Source organism: Phenylobacterium sp. CCH9-H3, from assembly GCF_001557235.1.
GTDB lineage: Bacteria > Pseudomonadota > Alphaproteobacteria > Caulobacterales > Caulobacteraceae > Phenylobacterium.
This window is the reverse complement of sequence record NZ_LSJI01000281.1, coordinates 16650-32551: the sequence shown is the minus strand read 5'-3', so window position 1 is coordinate 32551 and position 15902 is coordinate 16650. Positions and strand designations below refer to the sequence as shown.

Annotated in this window: 16 protein-coding genes and 1 tRNA gene; 5 read left to right on the top strand and 12 right to left on the bottom strand. The window is 70.0% G+C overall.

The window, feature by feature from the left end; genetic code table 11:
• Positions 1-319 precede the first annotated feature (319 nt).
• The 3 genes from AX721_RS24975 to AX721_RS24965 form a co-directional block, all read right to left on the bottom strand.
• Positions 320-396, bottom strand: a tRNA-Arg gene (locus AX721_RS24975).
• A gap of 98 nt (positions 397-494) precedes the next feature.
• Positions 495-1778 carry a hypothetical protein gene (locus AX721_RS24970; RefSeq protein WP_068878673.1) on the bottom strand — a complete coding sequence of 428 codons (1284 nt, stop codon included), beginning with the start codon at positions 1776-1778 and terminating at the stop codon, positions 495-497.
• A 109-nt stretch (positions 1779-1887) separates the two neighbouring features.
• Positions 1888-2910, bottom strand: a complete 1023-nt coding sequence (locus AX721_RS24965) for a P1 family peptidase (RefSeq protein ID WP_068878672.1) — start codon at positions 2908-2910, stop codon at positions 1888-1890.
• Positions 2911-2961: 51 nt separating this feature from the next.
• On the opposite strand from AX721_RS24965, the gene AX721_RS24960 reads away from it, so the two are divergent.
• Complete coding sequence (locus AX721_RS24960) at positions 2962-4707, top strand: gamma-glutamyltransferase family protein (protein ID WP_068878671.1); 1746 nt, start codon at positions 2962-2964, stop codon at positions 4705-4707.
• 87 nt (positions 4708-4794) lie between these two features.
• Here AX721_RS24960 and AX721_RS24955 read toward each other — a convergent pair whose 3' ends face one another.
• The 6 genes from AX721_RS24955 to AX721_RS24930 all read right to left on the bottom strand — a co-directional run bounded on the left by AX721_RS24955 (position 4795) and on the right by AX721_RS24930 (position 9898).
• Positions 4795-5331 carry an MltR family transcriptional regulator gene (locus AX721_RS24955; protein ID WP_068878670.1) on the bottom strand — a complete coding sequence of 179 codons (537 nt, stop codon included), beginning with the start codon at positions 5329-5331 and terminating at the stop codon, positions 4795-4797.
• A 285-nt stretch (positions 5332-5616) separates the two neighbouring features.
• Positions 5617-6315 (bottom strand): hypothetical protein, encoded by a 699-nt coding sequence (locus tag AX721_RS24950; RefSeq protein WP_231754761.1) that lies wholly within the window; start codon positions 6313-6315, stop codon positions 5617-5619.
• A 178-nt stretch (positions 6316-6493) separates the two neighbouring features.
• Positions 6494-7969 (bottom strand): sensor histidine kinase, encoded by a 1476-nt coding sequence (locus AX721_RS24945; RefSeq protein WP_068878668.1) that lies wholly within the window; start codon positions 7967-7969, stop codon positions 6494-6496.
• A 61-nt stretch (positions 7970-8030) separates the two neighbouring features.
• Entirely contained in the window at positions 8031-9074 is a 1044-nt protein-coding gene (locus tag AX721_RS24940; RefSeq protein WP_068878667.1) for a quinone-dependent dihydroorotate dehydrogenase, read from the bottom strand.
• Positions 9071-9403, bottom strand: a complete 333-nt coding sequence (locus tag AX721_RS24935) for a DUF952 domain-containing protein (protein ID WP_068878666.1) — start codon at positions 9401-9403, stop codon at positions 9071-9073. Before AX721_RS24935 ends, AX721_RS24940 begins: the two co-directional genes overlap by 4 nt.
• Positions 9404-9406: 3 nt before the next feature.
• On the bottom strand, positions 9407-9898 hold the full coding sequence (locus AX721_RS24930) for a histidine phosphatase family protein (RefSeq protein WP_068878665.1): 492 nt from the start codon (positions 9896-9898) through the stop codon (positions 9407-9409).
• A gap of 89 nt (positions 9899-9987) precedes the next feature.
• Between AX721_RS24930 and AX721_RS24925 the strand changes: the two genes are divergently transcribed.
• The 3 genes from AX721_RS24925 to AX721_RS24915 are packed head-to-tail and all read left to right on the top strand — an operon-like array spanning position 9988 to position 13101.
• Complete coding sequence (locus AX721_RS24925; protein ID WP_068878664.1) at positions 9988-11145, top strand: homoserine O-acetyltransferase; 1158 nt, start codon at positions 9988-9990, stop codon at positions 11143-11145.
• A complete protein-coding gene (metW, locus tag AX721_RS24920) occupies positions 11142-11861 on the top strand; it encodes a methionine biosynthesis protein MetW (protein WP_068878663.1) in 720 nt (239 codons plus the stop codon). Before AX721_RS24925 ends, metW begins: the two co-directional genes overlap by 4 nt.
• Before the next feature lie 55 nt (positions 11862-11916).
• On the top strand, positions 11917-13101 hold the full coding sequence (locus tag AX721_RS24915; protein WP_068878662.1) for a hypothetical protein: 1185 nt from the start codon (positions 11917-11919) through the stop codon (positions 13099-13101).
• A gap of 3 nt (positions 13102-13104) precedes the next feature.
• Here AX721_RS24915 and AX721_RS24910 read toward each other — a convergent pair whose 3' ends face one another.
• From AX721_RS24910 to AX721_RS24900, 3 genes are read right to left on the bottom strand one after another with little or no spacing between them, the layout of a single operon-like run.
• Entirely contained in the window at positions 13105-13854 is a 750-nt protein-coding gene (locus tag AX721_RS24910) for a hypothetical protein (RefSeq protein ID WP_068878661.1), read from the bottom strand.
• Between the two features lie 22 nt (positions 13855-13876).
• Positions 13877-14221, bottom strand: a complete 345-nt coding sequence (locus AX721_RS24905) for a P-II family nitrogen regulator (protein ID WP_068878660.1) — start codon at positions 14219-14221, stop codon at positions 13877-13879.
• Between the two features lie 41 nt (positions 14222-14262).
• Positions 14263-15051, bottom strand: coding sequence for a class I SAM-dependent methyltransferase (locus tag AX721_RS24900; RefSeq protein WP_068878659.1), 789 nt, complete (start codon positions 15049-15051; stop codon positions 14263-14265).
• Positions 15052-15122: 71 nt separating this feature from the next.
• Between AX721_RS24900 and gloB the strand changes: the two genes are divergently transcribed.
• Entirely contained in the window at positions 15123-15884 is a 762-nt protein-coding gene (gene gloB, locus AX721_RS24895; protein WP_068878658.1) for a hydroxyacylglutathione hydrolase, read from the top strand.
• Positions 15885-15902: the final 18 nt, after the last annotated feature.

Sequence of the window (15902 nt, the reverse complement as noted above, 5' to 3'; positions counted from 1 at the left end):
CGACATCATCGCCGCGATCACGATCGTCCGTCGATACGTAACCTTACCCCCCTTCGCCGTTCCGCAGACAAATGCGTTCCACAGCAGACGAAGGATGAAGGAAGAGTCGCGGGGGATGAAACGGGGCGGAAGGGACGGCAGGCCGAACGCCATCGCTGGATCGCTGCTGCCAAATCGCGCCCGTTGACCCACTCGCACAGCCGCACGTGACGGGGCGAAAATGGGCGGAACAGCCTGAATTGCAGCGCGCCGTTGTGACCTAGGTGTGACCTTAAAGGTCTATGCGACCTGATAGCGGAGAGTTAAGTCTTTGAAAAAATGGCGCGCCCGGAACGATTCGAACGTCCGACCCTCAGATTCGTAGTCTGATGCTCTATCCAGCTGAGCTACGGGCGCGCATTGCCTCTCGGCGAGGGCGCGGAACCTAGTCGGGGGCGGGACGGAGCGCAAGTCCCCGTCCCGCCGATTTTTTTAGGCCGTCCGCGTGCTCCGGGTCAGCGGCGGGGGAACGGCAGGCCGCCGAGGATGCCCTGGCGCAGGATGTCGGAGGCGCTGGGGGGCTTGGGCGGTTGCTGTTGCGGCTGCTGGGCGGGGGCGCCGGGCATGCCGGCCCGGCCGCCGCGGCCGCCGCCGCCCATGTTCGGCATCTCCTGGCCCAGGATGCCGCCGGTGGCCGAGCGGTAGCGGACCTTCACCGCCCACTGCTGGTTCCAGGTCACCTTGGGGTCCTGCGGGCGGGGCGGATAGACGAAGTTGGCCTCGCCGCCATAGGCGACCAGTTGGGCGATGGCGCTCGGGGCCGCGTCCAGCACCTCCTTGGGCACGGCGCAGGTCTTCTGGGCGGGGCCCATCAGGGTCTTGTTGGCCACCAGGCGGTTGATGTCGGACTGGCTGAGGAAGTCGGGGTTGGAGAAGCCGGCGGCCTGGGTCTCGGACGAGGTCCACATGACCACCGTGTCGCCGTCGCCGCCCATGGCGGTGGCGTAATAGGCCTGGGCGTTGCCGACCAGGTTCCAGCCCAGGTTCACCCAGCCGCCCGGGGCCTTGGCGTTGGTGGTCAGGTTGATGGGGCCGAGGAAGTCCTGGTCCTCCTCGAGCGTGAAGTTGATCTCGGGGCTGTAGTTGCCGCGGATGGTGTGGGCGCCCACCAGCGAGCCATTGGAGGGGACCAGGTCGCGGGTCTTCTCGTTGGGCCACTCGCCGTAGGTGCGGTTGCGCTGGACCGACGGCGGCTGCATCGGGCGGTAGTCGATGCCCTTGAAGAGGGTGGCCGGGTTCTGCTGGCCCGAGGCCATCTTGGCGAAGTCGATGACATAGGGCTGGCCCGGGCGGGCGCGCTCCCCACAGCCCCAGAAGATCAGCATCTTGCCCTTGGGCTTCTGGTACTGCTCCGGCACGTCGTATTCGCGCGGCTCCTCCCGCTGGGTCTGGACCGGCTTCGGCGTCAGCAGCGGCAGGGCCGGGCCGGCCTGAAGGCCGGAGGGCGGCAGGTGGTCGGCGGCGGGCGCGGGGTTGGTCTGGCCCGAACCGAGCTGGAGCTGCAGCGTCTTGGAGGCCCCGCCCCCGCCCATCATGGCGCGCATCATGGCCCCGGTGTCCGGCCGGCCCCCGCCGCCGCCCATGGCGGGCATGCCGAAGCCGGTCTGGGTCTGGGCGCTCATCCAGTAGACGGCGACCGGCCCGGTGACCTTCTGCTGCGCGAGCGCCGTCGAGGCGACGGTGGTGATGGCGATGGCGGCGGCGCCGGCGAGCAGCGCCAGCTTAGGTCCCGGACCCATGGGAAAATCTCTCCTGAACAAACCCGGCCGAACGCTAGTCTGCGAGCGGCGAAAACGAAATCCGCTTTTCTGCCGGACCGCGCTGCGGATTTGCGACGAAAGCCGTCGTTCAGTCCGCCAGGTCGCGCCAGCAGGGAACATACGCCCCGGGCCACGGCTTGGCTTCAAAGACCCCGCGCGCGACCGCCCGGGCCAGGCAGTCGGCGGCCAGGGCCCCGAGGCGCGCCAGGGTGTAGGGCGCGGGCTCGGCCAGCGGCCGCACGCCGGTGGAGACCGCGAACACCACGTCGCCGTCGAACGGGGCGTGGACCGGCCGGATGGCGCGGGCGAAGCCGTCCTGGGCCATGACCGCGACCCGCTTGGCCTGGGCCGGGGTCAGGACGGCGTCGGTGGCCACGCAGGCGATGGTGGTGTTGCGCTGCTCGGCCGGCCGCTTGGCCGAGCCCCATTCGTCGGGCCCGGCGCGCAGGCCCGCCGGGCCCAGGCCGCCGAACTCCTCGCCGAGCTCGAACGGGGCGGCCCAGAAGGTGCGGCCGCCGGGGGCGATCACCGAGCCCCAGCTGTTGACGCCCACGATCGCGCCGACCGTATAGCCATCCGCCGTGACCGCCGAGGCCGAGCCGACCCCGCCCTTGAGGCCGCCGGCCAGGGCGCCGTAGCCGCAGCCCGCGGTGCCCAGCTCGACTTCGAGGCCCGCGGCCGCCACGGCCCGCCGGCCCAGCTCGCGGTGGGGCGGCTCCTCGCCCCAGCCCTTGTCGCCGCCGTTGGCCATGTCGAACAGGATGGCGCCGGGCACCACCGGCGACTTGGGGATCCCCTCCACCAGTCCGAAGCCGCGCCCCCGCGCGCCCAGCCAGGCCACCACGCCGTCGGCGGCCGCCAAGCCATAGACCGAGCCGCCGGACAGGACGACGGCGTCCACGGCGTCGACCAGGTTCTCGGGCGCCAGGGCGTCGGTCTCGCGGGTTCCGGGCGCCCCGCCGCGCACGTCGGCGGCGCAGACGGCGCGCGCATCCGGCAGGATCACGGTCACGCCGGTGCGCACGGCCGCGTCGTGGGCCTGCCCAACCCTTAGGCCGGGAACGTCGGTGATCAGGTTGCGCGGGCCTGGACCTGGGCTCTTTCCGTCCATAGGAGGGACGTCGCACGTCCGGGCGTTTGTTGTCCACGCGGCCGGCCCGCTATGGTCAAGTCCGTTGTTCAGGAGCGCGCCCGTCCCGTGAAGTTCAAGTCGCCTTTCGCCGCCCTCGCGCTGGCCGCCCTTCTCTCCGCCTGCGCCACGCCGCAGCCGGCGGTGTCCGAGACCGCACCGGCCGGCGCGCCCGGCGCCATGGTGGCCGCGGCCAATCCCATGGCGGTGGAGGCCGGGCTGAAGGTGCTGCGCGCCGGCGGAACGGCCGTGGACGCGGCGGTGGCGGTGCAGGCGACCCTGGGCCTGGTGGAGCCGCAGAGCTCGGGCCTCGGCGGCGGCGCGTTCCTGACCTATTACGACGCCCGGACGAAGCAGGTGACCGCCTATAACGGGCGCGAGACGGCGCCCAAGGCGGCGACGCCCAAGCTGTTCTATGGCGAGGACGGCAAACCGATGAACCGGACGACGGCCATCCTGTCGGGCCGCTCCACCGGCGCGCCGGGCGCGGTGGCCATGCTGGCCCTGGCGCAGTCGCAGCACGGCAAGCTGGCCTGGAAGGACCTGTTCGGCGAGGCCGAGCGACTGGCGGACGAGGGCTTCGCCGCGCCGCGCCGGATGGCCGCCGCCGCCTCGGGCCGCGCGCCCCAGGCCGGCACGCCCGACGCCATCGCCTATTTCACCAAGCCGGACGGGACCAAGATCCAGGCCGGCGACACGGTCCGCAATCCCGCCTACGCCGCCACGGTCCGCAAGATCGCCGCCGAGGGCCCCAAGGCCCTGCTGGAGGGCGAGATCGCCCAGGCCATCGTGGCCAAGGTGAAGGAGGGGCCGAACCCCGGCGAACTCAGCCTGGAGGACCTCAAGGCCTATCGCCCGAAGGCCGAGGCCGCTCTCTGCCGGCCCTACCGCGCCTATATCGTCTGCACGCCGGGGGCGCCATCGGGCGGGCCGGCGGTGCTGGAGGGCCTGGGCATCCTCGAGCAGACCGACATCGCCAAGCACCCGAATAGCGTCGAGGGCTGGTACCTGTTCAGCCAGGCCAGCCGACTGATGTACGCCGACCGCGACCGCTACATGGGCGATCCCGACTTCGTGGACGTGCCGGTTCAGGGCCTGCTCGACCCCGCCTACCTCGCCGAGCGGGCCCGGCTGATCGGCCCCTCCCCCGCCGCCAGCGTGGCGCCCGGCAGCCCCCGGGGCGCGGGCGTTCGCGCGCCGGACCGCACCCAGGAGGTCTCGGGCACCACCCACCTCGTGGTGGTCGACCGGTGGGGCAACGTGGTCTCCATGACCACTACGGTGGAGAGCACCTTCGGCTCGGGCCGGATGGTCCACGGCTTCTTCCTGAACAACCAGCTCACCGACTTCTCGTTCAATCCGGAGGACCGCGACGGCGCCCCGGCGGCCAACGCGGTGGCGGGAGGCAAACGGCCCCGCTCGTCCATGGCCCCGGCCATCGTGCTGGACAAGAACCGGCGCTTCGTGGCGGCCGTGGGCTCGCCCGGCGGCCCCTCGATCCTGGCCTACAACCTCAAGGCCCTGGTGGGCATGCTGGACTGGAAGCTGCCGGTGCAGGACGCCATCAACCTGCCCAACCTGATCGCCGGCGGCAGCTTCTACGCCGCCGAGGTGGACAAGTTCTCGCCCGAGCTGACGGCGGGGCTGGAGGCGCGGGGCATCAAGCTGACCTCCGGATTCGGCGCGGAAGGCTCGGGCCTGCACGGGATCGAGGTGACGCCCCAGGGCCTGCGCGGCGGGGCGGATCCGCGTCGCGAGGGCGTGGCGAAGGCGCCGTAGGGGGCCACGATGTTCGCGACTAAATTAGACCGCCTTCGACGAGGAGACTTGAGGCGGCAAAGGACACCGAGAAGATCGAGAGGGTAATCAGCCAGCGGTCTCTGGGAACATTCCGTCGCGCGGCGAAGTTCGCGATTGCGAGGCGCGGTCGGGCGGGGGCAACAGAGCGCAGACGAAGGCGTTGGGGCCGCCATGGTCCTCGGCAACGACAGAATTGATGAGTTGGAATCCCGTCATTTCCTGCCGGATCGGCGCTGACTCGAAGTCCTTGATTTCGGTGTCGTGTGCGAATCGATTCCGAACATTCTTGATCCGAATAAGATCTTGGTGCGCTTCACGGCCGATCATCCCCGTAAGATAGGCCAAGTCGATTTTAGAGCTGAATGAACCGAGTGGACCACTGACCTGAAACATTCGGTCAATGATGGTCGCGTCCTGCCTTAGTCGTACAACAAGGGCGTCCTCAAGCGCCCGCTCGATCATCGACGCGGAGACTATGGCGACGGCGCGATCTGTGTCCGTCTCGAACGCTTTGAGAATTTCAAGCTGATTCTCTGACCGGTAAGCCCAAACGCCAAAAGGCGTCACCAGGATCGGCGTGTCGCGAGCCTCGCCATGCGCCATCGGCGCGGGACGATTCCGCTTCGCCCTTTCCTGTTTCGTCCTCGGTCTTGCCTCCGCCCCCTCTGGCCTAGGCGGGCGCGGTCCACTTCTGCGCTTGCTCATAGTAGCCTTCTCAGATGGGCGACGAGGCGAGGAAGCAGATGCCGGCCGCCGCTGTGAACAGGTGGTCAAGCCCATGCTCCGCACCCCGCCGCGGCCTCGTACGGCCAAGCCACCTAAGTCGACTTCGAAAGATAGCCCCGAAAGCTCACCTGCGTTCCTGACGTGATTCATCCGCCGAGCGCGCTAGCCGCCAAGCCGCTTTTCGACCGCGTGAAGGATGCGCTGTGCCTTTGCCGTGAAGGTGGAAATAACTCCTGTTACTTCGACACCTTTGAGGGGTGGTGCTTCATTGAAGACTACTTGCGAGGCGAGCCTATGATTGTCGCCCACATGCACCCGGCTGCCAGGGGAGATGATCGCGAGTATCATCTCGTTCTCCTCGGCGTTCCATTGTGGGCGAGGCATTCTGAGCCCCCCAGCTCCGGGGTTGATCATCCCGACCATGGTGGGGAGAATGATGGCGGAAAACGTCGCGTGCACACTCAAACCGACAGTATGCTTCTTGTTGGCGAGTGCGGCCAGCGCGCGAGTTTGGTCGTCGCCACCGACATGGCCCTCGCCAGTTGAGTATGGCTGCTCTGCCTGAAAAATGTCCCACGTTTCTCTCGCTATCCCGCGGCTCTTCAGGAGGTGGATCAGGTCCGTCGGGTCCCTCGCCCACGGAAAGTGGGGCTGGTTTCCCCTCGCCGGACAAGCCTGCCGTATCGCGAAGCAGATCTGATCGAAGCCGTGCCTAGTGTGAACGAGCGCCTCAGTAGCTCTTCGCTCAACGTCCCTGGGAGGCCACCCTTCAAGCTTGAGCTTGATGACCTGCTGCCCAGTTTCCGCATTTTGCTCGGTGATCCGTCGGTAGGGGTTTGCCCTGAAGAAGGTCTCCAGCACGGCCTGCATCTCACCGAGTGCTTCGTCAGCCCAGCGGAGCGTCTCCTTCGGTTTCTCAAACGCCGCTAGCCGCAACTATCGCCACCCGCGCTGCTCTGATGAGATGCGCTTTCAGACTCTCGTAGCGCACCTTTTGATCGTACCTATTTTGTTCTGGCACGCAATGCGCGAGACGCCCCTACCCCTCCGCCTTCGCGCGTCGGGCGCGGGACCTCGGCGGAGGAGCCCCCGGCAACCGCAGTTCGAAGACGGTGCCCTGGTCGCCGGTGACGGAGAGGGTGAGGTCGCCGCCGTGGCCCTGGGCCAGTTCGCGGGCGATGGCGAGGCCGAGGCCGGTGGAGTCCGGGCGGCCGGAGCCGGCGAAGGGCTGGAACAGGCGCTCGCGCATGCGCAGGGGCACGCCGGGGCCGTCGTCGGAGATGCGGATCAGGCTGGCGCCGGCCTGGGCCTCCATGGAAACCTCGACCCGGCCGGGCGCGGTGCGGCCTTCCTGGTGCTCGATGGCCTGGCGGGCGTTGCGCAGCAGGTTGACCAGGATGCGGTGCAGCTGGTCCGGGTCGGCGATCACCTGGTCGGCGCCGGTGATGCGGGACACCAGCTTCACCCGCGCGTCGGCCAGCCGGGCCTCGGCGGCGGCCTCCTTGATCGCGTCGGCCAGGCGGACGGTCTGGGTCTCGGGCGCGGCCTCCTCGGTCTTGCCGTAGACCAGCACGTCCGCCGCCAGCTTCACCGCGCGGTCCAGGGCCCGTTCCAGGCGCGGCAGGGCCTGGCTGACCTTCGGGTCGTTGGAGGCGGCCAGGCGCTCGGACGCCAGCTGGGCGCTGGTGAGCATGTTCTTCAGGTCGTGGTTGATCTTGGCCACGGCCTCGCCCAGGGCCGCCAGCCGGGCGCGGGAGTTGAGCGCGGCGCGCAGGTCGGCCTGCATGCGGTCGAGTTCGGCCTCGGCCCTGCCGATCTCGTCCCGGCGGCCGGAGAGCTGGATCTGGGCGGCCGGGTCTTCGGGGTCCGCGCGGAACCGCTCCATGGCGAAAGTGATCCGCTGCATGGGCCGCACCAGGAACAGGTTCAGGGCGAAGAAGACGATCACCCCCGCCAGGGCCGCCACCCCGGCCACGATGGCCACGAGGCGCCAGAGGTAGCCGGCCAGGGCGCGCTTCAGCTCGGTGTCGGTGGCGACGAACTCGATGAAGTCGGCCTCCTTGCGGAAGCGCGGCTCGGCCATGACCCGCACGCGGCCGCCGTCGCCCAGCAGGGTCTGGAAGGGGGCGAACAGGGCCAGGCCCGTCGCGCGGGGGCGCAGGTCCACCAGATAGGGCGCGCGGCTGGGGCGGCCGGCGGAGAACACCAGCGAGCGGGCGCCGTCGATGGAGACGGCCACGATCTCGACCCCCGCGCCTTCCAGGAGCTGGGTCTTGAGCTGTTCGGAGACCACCCGGTCGGGCGCCACCTCCGGCGCGAGGGAGGCCAACTCGGCGGCGCGGACGCGGTCGAGCAGCCACTGTTTCTCGTAGGCGGCCATGGCAGGGGGGATGGCGAGGGTCCCGCCGAGGGCCGCGAAGACGACGGTGAGGACCAGAAGGCGCGCAGAGAGCCCGCCGGGCCAGAAGAGGCGGCGCCGGTTCCGCTCGGGAGCTTCGGTCGGTGCGTCCGCCATCGTCCTCCCGAATTAGTGCAGCCGAGGCGCTGCGGCAACGCAAGCGCCGGGAATGGCGAGGCTATCGCGCCCCGACCGCTTCCGCCACAGAACCGAAGCCGTCGGCGCGGAGGCGTGCGGCGAGGTCGCGCTTGATGCGCACGACGAGGCCGGGCCCTTCATAGGCCAGGGCCGAATAGAGCTGCACCGCCGAGGCGCCGGCGCGCAGCTTTGCGTAGGCGTCCGCGCCCGATCCGATGCCGCCGGCGCCGATCAGCAGGAACCGCCCGGCCCCCGCCTCGCGGAACTGGCCCAGCACGCGCGTGGAAAGGGCCGTCAGGGGCGCGCCGGAGAGCCCGCCCGCCTCGTCGCGGTGGCGGGATCTCAGCGGTGGGCGGCTGATGGTGGTGTTGGAGACGATGACGCCGGCCAGGCCATGGTCGGCCACGGTGTCGGCGATGGCTTCGATCTCGGCGTCCTCGAGGTCGGGCGCGACCTTGAGGAACATGGGCACGGCCACGCCCTGGGGCAGGGAATCGGCCGTGTCCATCAGCCGGCCCAGCAGCTCGTCCAGGGAGGCCTTGGTCTGCAGCGCGCGCAGGCCGGGGGTGTTGGGCGAGGAGATGTTGATGGTGAAGTAGGACGCCATGCCCCACAGCCGGCGCAGGCCGGTGGTGTAGTCGGCCAGGCGGTCCTCGGAATCCTTGTTGGCGCCCAGGTTCGCGCCGACCACGCCCCGGCCGCGGTGGGCGAGCCGGGCGGCGAACGCCTCCAGCCCCTCATTGTTGAAGCCCATGCGGTTGATGACCGCCCGGTCCTGCCACAGCCGGAACAGGCGCGGGCGCGGATTGCCGGCCTGGGGCAGCGGGGTCACGGTTCCGCACTCCACGAAGCCGAACCCGGCCTGCAGCATGGGTCCGAACACCTCGGCGTTCTTGTCGAACCCGGGGGCGAGGCCGACGGGGTTGGGCAACTTCAGCCCCGCCAGGTCGGTGGCCAGAATCGGATCGTCGGCCGGGGCGCGCGGGCCCAGGCCCAGCTTCAGCCCCTTGATGGCCAGGGTGTGGGCGTCCTCGGGGTCGAGGCCGCGCATGGCGTAGGTGGCGAGGCCGTGCAGATCCTTCATCGCGGCGTGACCGGAACGCCGTCGGCGTCCAGCGGAGCGTCGTGCACGCGCAGCACGTCGGGCGTGGACAAGGGGCCGTAGAGGTGCGGGAAGAGATCGCCGCCGCGCGACGGCTCCCAGCGCAGCGCCTCGCCCAGATCCTCGGCCTCCACCTCCAGGATGACGAGATCGGACTGGCCGGCGAAATGGCGCCGGGCAGTCTCGGCCGCCTGGTCGGCGGTGGAGAAATGGATGTAGCCGTCCTGGTGGTCCACCGCCGAGCCGTCGAAGCGCCCGGCCGTCTGCGCCAGCTTCCACTCGGCGCGCGGCAGGATCTTGTAGATGCGCACCGCTCAGCGCTCCGGGAAGAACAGGCCGTCGAAGTGGGGGCGGCCGTTCGAATCGAACAGGAACACCGCCGCCGCCGCCGGGGGAAAGTGGCGCTGGGCGCGGGCGACCAGGCTGGCCGGGGCCGAGCCCTCGATCAGCAGCTGGATGGTCAGTTCCTGCAGACCCGGATTGTGCCCCACCACCATGACGGTCGCGCAGGTCTCGCCTGCCGCCTGCGCCGCGCGGCGGATCGTGCCGGAATCGGCGTGGTAGAGCTGGTCGTCCAGCCGGGTCTCGGCGCCCGGGAAAGCCGGGCCGGCGCTCTCCCACGTGCCGCGGGTGCGGGCCGCGGGCGAGACCAGGGCCACGTCCGGCCGGAACCCCATGTCGGCCAGCTGGGCGGCCATCTCCGCCGACTCGCGGATGCCGCGCGGGGCCAGCCGCCGGTCGAAATCCTCGCCGCTGTCGGAATCAGCTTCGGCCTTGCCGTGCCGCAGGAGGATCAGCCGATCCATGGACGCTCCCTTACCCATACCCTCCATAGCCTAGGCGCGCCGGGCTGCAAGCCATTGACACCGCACGGGCGAGACGGTCCAACGCGGCCATGACGGCGCAGGCCCCCATCACGGCGGGGATCGAGATCGGCGGCGGGACCTGGCGGTTCCCGGCGAGCCAGCCGCTGCGCCTGGATTCCGGCGCCAAGCTGGCTCCGCTGGAGATCGGCTACAAGACCTATGGCCGGCTGAACGCGGACAAGTCCAACGCCGTGCTGGTCTGCCACGCCCTGACCGGCGACCAGCACCTGGCCTCCACCCACCCCGTGACGGGCAAGCCCGGCTGGTGGGACCGCTTCGTAGGCCCCGGACTGGTGCTGGATCCCGAGCGCCATTTCATCATCTGCACCAACGTGATCGGCGGCTGCATGGGCAGCACCGGACCGGCCTCGACGGATCCGGCGACCAACGCGCCGTACGGCCTGAAATTCCCGGTGATCACCATCGGCGACATGGTGCGCGCCCAGGCCATGCTGATCGAGGCCCTGGGGATCGAAACCCTGTTCGCGGCCATCGGCGGGTCCATGGGCGGGATGCAGGTGCTGCAGTGGGCGGCGGACTATCCGGAGAAGCTGTTCTCGGCCGTGGTGATCGCCGCGGCGGCGCGCCACTCGGCCCAGAACATCGCCTTCCACGAGGTGGGCCGCCAGGCGATCATGGCCGATCCCAACTGGCATCAGGGCGCCTATCTCGCCGCCGGCGTGCGGCCGGAGAAGGGGCTGGCCGTGGCGCGGATGGCCGCGCACATCACCTATCTGTCCGAGGCGGCCCTGCAGCGGAAGTTCGGGCGCGAGCTGCAGCGCGACGGCCTGTCATGGGGCTTCGACGCCGACTTCCAGGTGGAGAGCTACCTGCGCCACCAGGGGACCAGCTTCGTCGATCGCTTCGACGCCAACAGCTACCTCTACATCACCCGGGCGCTGGACTATTTCGACCTCGCCGCCCAGTACGGCGGGGTGCTGGCCGAGGCGTTCGTGAAGGCGCGGCGCGTGAAGTTCTGCGTGCTCAGCTTCTCCTCCGACTGGCTGTATCCGACGCCGGAGAGCCGCGACATCGTGCGGGCGCTGAACGGGGCCGGCTGCCGGGCCAGCTTCGCCGAGATCCAGACCGACAAGGGCCACGACGCCTTCTTCCTGGACGAGCCGCTGCTGGACCAGACCCTGCGCGGCTTCCTGGCGGCGCAGGCTCAGGCGCGAGGGCTTCCTTGACTGCCATCCGCGAGGATTTCGCCGAGATCCTGAAGCTGGTCCGCCCCGGCGCCCGCGTGCTCGACATCGGCTGCGAGGACGGTGAGCTGCTGGAGCTGCTGACCCGGGAGAAGGGCGTCGACGGCCAGGGCCTGGAGATCAGCCCCGAGGGCGTGGCCGCGGGCTTGGCGCGGGGCCTCGCCGTGGTGCAGGGCGACGGCGACCGGGACCTGGACCACTTCCCCACCCGCGCCTTCGACTACGCCATCCTGTCCAAGACCCTGCAGCAGATGCGCGAGCCGCGGCACGTGCTGTCCGAACTGCTGCGGATCGCCGACCAGGCGGTGGTGTCGGTCCCGAACTTCGGCCACTGGAAGGTGCGCTGGGCGCTGCTGTCGCGGGGCCGGATGCCCGAGACCGGCGCCCTGCCCGAGCCCTGGTGGTCGACGCCGAACATCCACCTCTGCACCCTGCGCGACTTCACCGTGTTGTGCGACGAGCTGGAGCTGCGCATCGACGCCTGCGCGGCCCTGGCCGAAGGCCGTCCCGCCCGCCCCATCGACCCGCGCCAGCCGATCGAGAACTGGCGCGCCGAGACGGCGCTGTTCCTGCTGAGCCGCAAGGCCGAGCCGGAGGCGGCCGCGACCGTGCGCGTGCAGCAGAACCTGTTCGGAGAGCTGGAGGCGCCGAAGGCAGAGGCGGCGCCAGTGAAGAAGGGCCGCCGCCGGAAGGCTTGACGGCCAAGCTTCGTTCGCGTTTTGTTTTCACGGCATCAAGTTGTGAAAGAGATAAGTGGCGCTCTTCGATTTCCTCAAGCGTCGGCGGCCCGAGGACGACTTCGCCGAACAGGTCATGGCGCGCCTGCGCGAGCGCAACTGGCCTCACGCCCTCACCTACGACCGCAAGCAGTTCTGCATCTTTCTGGGTCCTCAAGCTGGATCGCTCCAGCTGCACAACAGCTACGCGGATTGGCTGACCTATCCGCCGGAGGAGCGCGCCGCCGCTCTCGACCTGGTGATCGCGCCGGTCTTCGATATGGACGAGGAGCTCCCGAAATTCGAGGCGGTCCGCGAGCGTATCCTGCCGCTGGTGCGCAATCGTTGCGACTACGCCTTGGAAGCGCGTAACCAAGTGCTCCAGCCAGCGATAATTCCACTCGCCGGTCCTCTGGGCGTGTTGTTGGCGATCGACCAGCCGACCTCCATGCGGGTGCTTTCGGAGGACGATCTGGCCACCTGGGACCAACCCTTCCAGGCGGTGCTCGATTGCGCCATCGAGAACCTGGAATCGCGAAGCCCGTGCCGGTTCGAGCGGGAAGAGGGCGGCTTCTACGTTTCGCGGTTCGACGACTACTATGACGCCTCGCGCCTTTTGTTGCCGCGCCTGTTCGACCAGCTCGAGCTTCGCGGGCCACCGGTGGCGATCGCGGTCACTCGGTACTGCGTGCTCGTCGCCGGGCGCGACGACGCCGATGCGTTGAACGCCATGGCGGCCTGCGTGGACGAGGAGATGCGCGACGCGTCCCGTCCCATCTCCTACGCACCGCTGATCTACGAACGCGGCGCATGGTCGCCGTTCAGGCCGGACGATACGGCGCTGGCCGCTGTCCGCACGCTCTCCGCCAAGCAGAAGCTCTGGGACTACGGCAAGCAGCAGGACGTCCTGAACGACGAACCTGCCGACCGTGAGGTCTTCATCGCCACCCTGGATTCGACCTGGGACGGCGATGAACTCGTCACCTGGGCGACCTGGACCAAGGATGTGCCCACTCTGTTGCCGCGCGCCGACTATCTGGGAATCACCGACCTGCAGGCCCACGCGTTCCGCAGGTGGGAGGATATCGAGGCGGTGTGCGGCCCGTTCGAGATCGAGGCCGGCCACGTGCCGGTAAGATACTTCGTGGACCGCTGGCCGAGGCCCGCCGAGTTCGCGCGCCTGCGAGATGAGTTCCCGGCGCCGCCTTGGCGCCCCGACTGACGGCTACCGCACCGCCACGACCCGGGCCTCGCCGTAGCGCTGGATGAGGCGGCGGAGCTGGATGGCCACGGGGCCGCGGGCCACTGGCGTGACCACGTAACGCTTGTAGGCGCCGCCGGTGTAGCTCATCGGGTCGCCCGAGATCAGGCCGATGCGCAGCACCTCGCCGGTGTCGTGGCGCCAGGCGAAGGTCTCGGGATAGTCGGTGTTGAAGTTGGCGAGGGTCATCCGCACCCCGCCACGCGGGGGCCGGCGGCCCCAGGTGGCGAGGGCGGTGGAGAGGCTGCTGGCGACCAGGGCCTTCATCTCGGCCTTCACCGGTCCCTCGGGGTCGAACCTGGGCTCGCACGTTGCGGGCAGGTCGACGCGCACCCGCTGGGGCTGGCCGGAATAGACCCGGCGGCGCTCGCGTTCGTAGGCCGGGTCGCCCCGCAAGAGCTCGATGTTGTACCCCGATCGCTGGACCACGACCGGCCCGGCCGAGCGGCCCGCCACCGCATAGCTGTCGGCCCAGCGGCGGACGCGCGGAACGGCGCGCATGTCCTCGCTCCACATATAGGCGAACCGTCCCTCGATCCGCAGATCGACGGTGACCGTCTGGCCGAGACGCACGTAGGGGTCGCCCCACCAGGTGCGGCTGAAGCAGACGTGGCGCACCAGGGCCTCCACCGCCGTGGCCGCGGTCAGGTCGGCCGCGGCGGCGGGCGAGGCGGCGAGGACGGTTATGGCGACGGCGAGGAGCCCGGCCTTCATGGGAGGCTCCGAAGGTTGGCGGTCAGCCCGCGATGGCGGCGGCGTCCTCTTCGCCCGTGCGGATGCGCAGGGCCCGCTCCAGGTCGAGGACGAAGATCTTGCCGTCGCCGATCTTGTTGGTGTTCGCCGCCTGCTGGATGGCCTCCACCACCGGCTCGACGATGTCGGACGGCACGGCGATCTCCAGCTTCACCTTGGGCAGCAGCTTCACCTCGTACTCGGCGCCGCGGTAGACCTCGGTCTTGCCCCGCTGGCGGCCGTAGCCGCGCACCTCGGTCACCGTGAGGCCGGAGGCGCCCGCCTCGGTGACCGCATCGAGCACGGCGTCCAGGCGGCTGGGCTTGATGACCGCGATGATCAGTTTCATGCGCCCCGACGCCTCCGATGGAACTCGAATCCTGGATACAGCTAAGACCTTCGCCGGGGCGGCGCCAAGCGGTCTCGCAGGATGGGTGCGTCAGGCGCCCGAGAAACCGGCGCCGCCCCGGGCGCGGGGGCCAATAGGGGCCGTGCATTGCGGACCCGCACGCGCGAACCCTGGGGCTTCACGGCGAAGGTCTGCTTCACCGCCTCCATCAGGAGCAGGCCGGCGAAGCCCGGCCACAGGCGCGAGCCGGCCTGTTCGAACCCCTCCGCCCAGCGGGCCATCCAGCCGACGGGGGGCACGTAGAGGGCGCGCGTCCAGCCCGACGGCTCCAGGTCGGCCTCCCGCAGCAGCTCGGCCAGCTGGCTGCGGCTGTAGGGGCGGCCGTGGCCGAAGGGGGTCTTCTCGGTGTTGGCCCACAGGCCGTTGCGCGAGGCCACGGTGACGATGGCGCGGCCCGAAGGCGCCAGCACGCGCCAGACCTCGCGCAGGAAGCCGACCGGGTCGGCGCTTTCCTCCAGGCCGTGGACCACCAGGATCCGATCGAACAGCGCATTGGGGAACGGCAGGCTGTCCTCGGGGGTCAGGGTCGCCAGGTTGCGCCCGTCGATGGGCCAGACCTCGACGCCCTGCTGCGCCGGCATGGCGGCGACGACGCGGCGGGCCCGGGGCCGCAAGCCGGCGGCGAACGGCGTCGCATACCCCTGCACCAGGATGTCCAGGCCCGAAACGTCGCCCCAGGCCTCGGCGAGCTTGCGCTCCACCATGGCGCGCGCCGCCCGCCCCAGGTCGGAGGCGTAGAACTGGCGAAGCTCGAGCACGTCGCGGCGCATGGGCGGATGGCTATGCTCGACCGGAGCGGCCGACCAGCCTAAATCGTTGCGCGACCATCGGGAGTTTCGCCATGCCGCTGACCGTCCATCAGTTTCCGTGCCTCTCCGACAATTATGGCTTCCTCGTGCGCGACGAGGCCAGCGGCAAGACGGCCTGCATCGACACCCCCGACGCCGCGGCGATCCTGCGCGAGCTGGAGACGCTGGGCTGGGACCTGGACATGATCCTGAACACCCACTGGCACCCGGACCACGCCGGCGGGAACATGGACATCAAGGCCATCACCGGCTGCGCCATCGTAGGGCCGGCCGAGGTGACGCGCATCGCCCCCTTGGACCGCGAAGTCGCCGGCGGCGAGACCGTGGAGCTGGGCGAAACGCGCTTCCAGGTGATCGAGAGCGGCGGCCACACCCTGGGCCACATCGCCTATTTCGACGCCGCCGACCGGATCGCCTTCGTGGGCGACACCCTGTTCGCCCTGGGCTGCGGGCGGCTATTCGAGGGCACGCCCGAGCAGATGTGGGACAGCCTGCAGCGGCTTGCCGCCCTGCCCGACGACACCACCGTCTACTGCGCGCACGAATACACGGCCTCGAACGCCCGCTTCGCGCTGTCGGTCGACGACAGTCCGGCGCTGAAGGCGCGGGCGGACGAGATCTTCGCGGCCCGCCAACGCGACGAGTGGACCGTACCGACGACCATCGGTATCGAGAAGGCGACGAACCCGTTCCTGCGCGCGCCGCTGCTGGCGGGCAAGGTCGGGGCGGCCGGCGCGCCGGATCACCTCGCCTTCGGCGCGGTCCGCGAGGCCAAGGACAACTTCAAGGGCTGATGCGCGCGGATCGCGGCG

Excerpts from the sequence above, each read along its gene's own strand:
- AX721_RS24960 (WP_068878671.1), top strand. The coding sequence starts at position 2,962 with ATGGTCAAGTCCGTTGTTCAGGAGCGCGCCCGTCCCGTGAAGTTCAAG.
- AX721_RS24900 (WP_068878659.1), bottom strand. The coding sequence starts at position 15,051 with ATGCGCCGCGACGTGCTCGAGCTTCGCCAGTTCTACGCCTCCGACCTG.
- AX721_RS24910 (WP_068878661.1), bottom strand. The coding sequence starts at position 13,854 with ATGAAGGCCGGGCTCCTCGCCGTCGCCATAACCGTCCTCGCCGCCTCG.
- AX721_RS24905 (WP_068878660.1), bottom strand. The coding sequence starts at position 14,221 with ATGAAACTGATCATCGCGGTCATCAAGCCCAGCCGCCTGGACGCCGTG.
- AX721_RS24965 (WP_068878672.1), bottom strand. The coding sequence starts at position 2,910 with ATGGACGGAAAGAGCCCAGGTCCAGGCCCGCGCAACCTGATCACCGAC.
- AX721_RS24955 (WP_068878670.1), bottom strand. The coding sequence starts at position 5,331 with ATGGCGCATGGCGAGGCTCGCGACACGCCGATCCTGGTGACGCCTTTT.
- AX721_RS24940 (WP_068878667.1), bottom strand. The coding sequence starts at position 9,074 with ATGAAGGATCTGCACGGCCTCGCCACCTACGCCATGCGCGGCCTCGAC.
- AX721_RS24970 (WP_068878673.1), bottom strand. The coding sequence starts at position 1,778 with ATGGGTCCGGGACCTAAGCTGGCGCTGCTCGCCGGCGCCGCCGCCATC.
- AX721_RS24945 (WP_068878668.1), bottom strand. The coding sequence starts at position 7,969 with ATGGCGGACGCACCGACCGAAGCTCCCGAGCGGAACCGGCGCCGCCTC.
- AX721_RS24925 (WP_068878664.1), top strand. The coding sequence starts at position 9,988 with ATGACGGCGCAGGCCCCCATCACGGCGGGGATCGAGATCGGCGGCGGG.
- gloB (WP_068878658.1), top strand. The coding sequence starts at position 15,123 with ATGCCGCTGACCGTCCATCAGTTTCCGTGCCTCTCCGACAATTATGGC.
- AX721_RS24930 (WP_068878665.1), bottom strand. The coding sequence starts at position 9,898 with ATGGATCGGCTGATCCTCCTGCGGCACGGCAAGGCCGAAGCTGATTCC.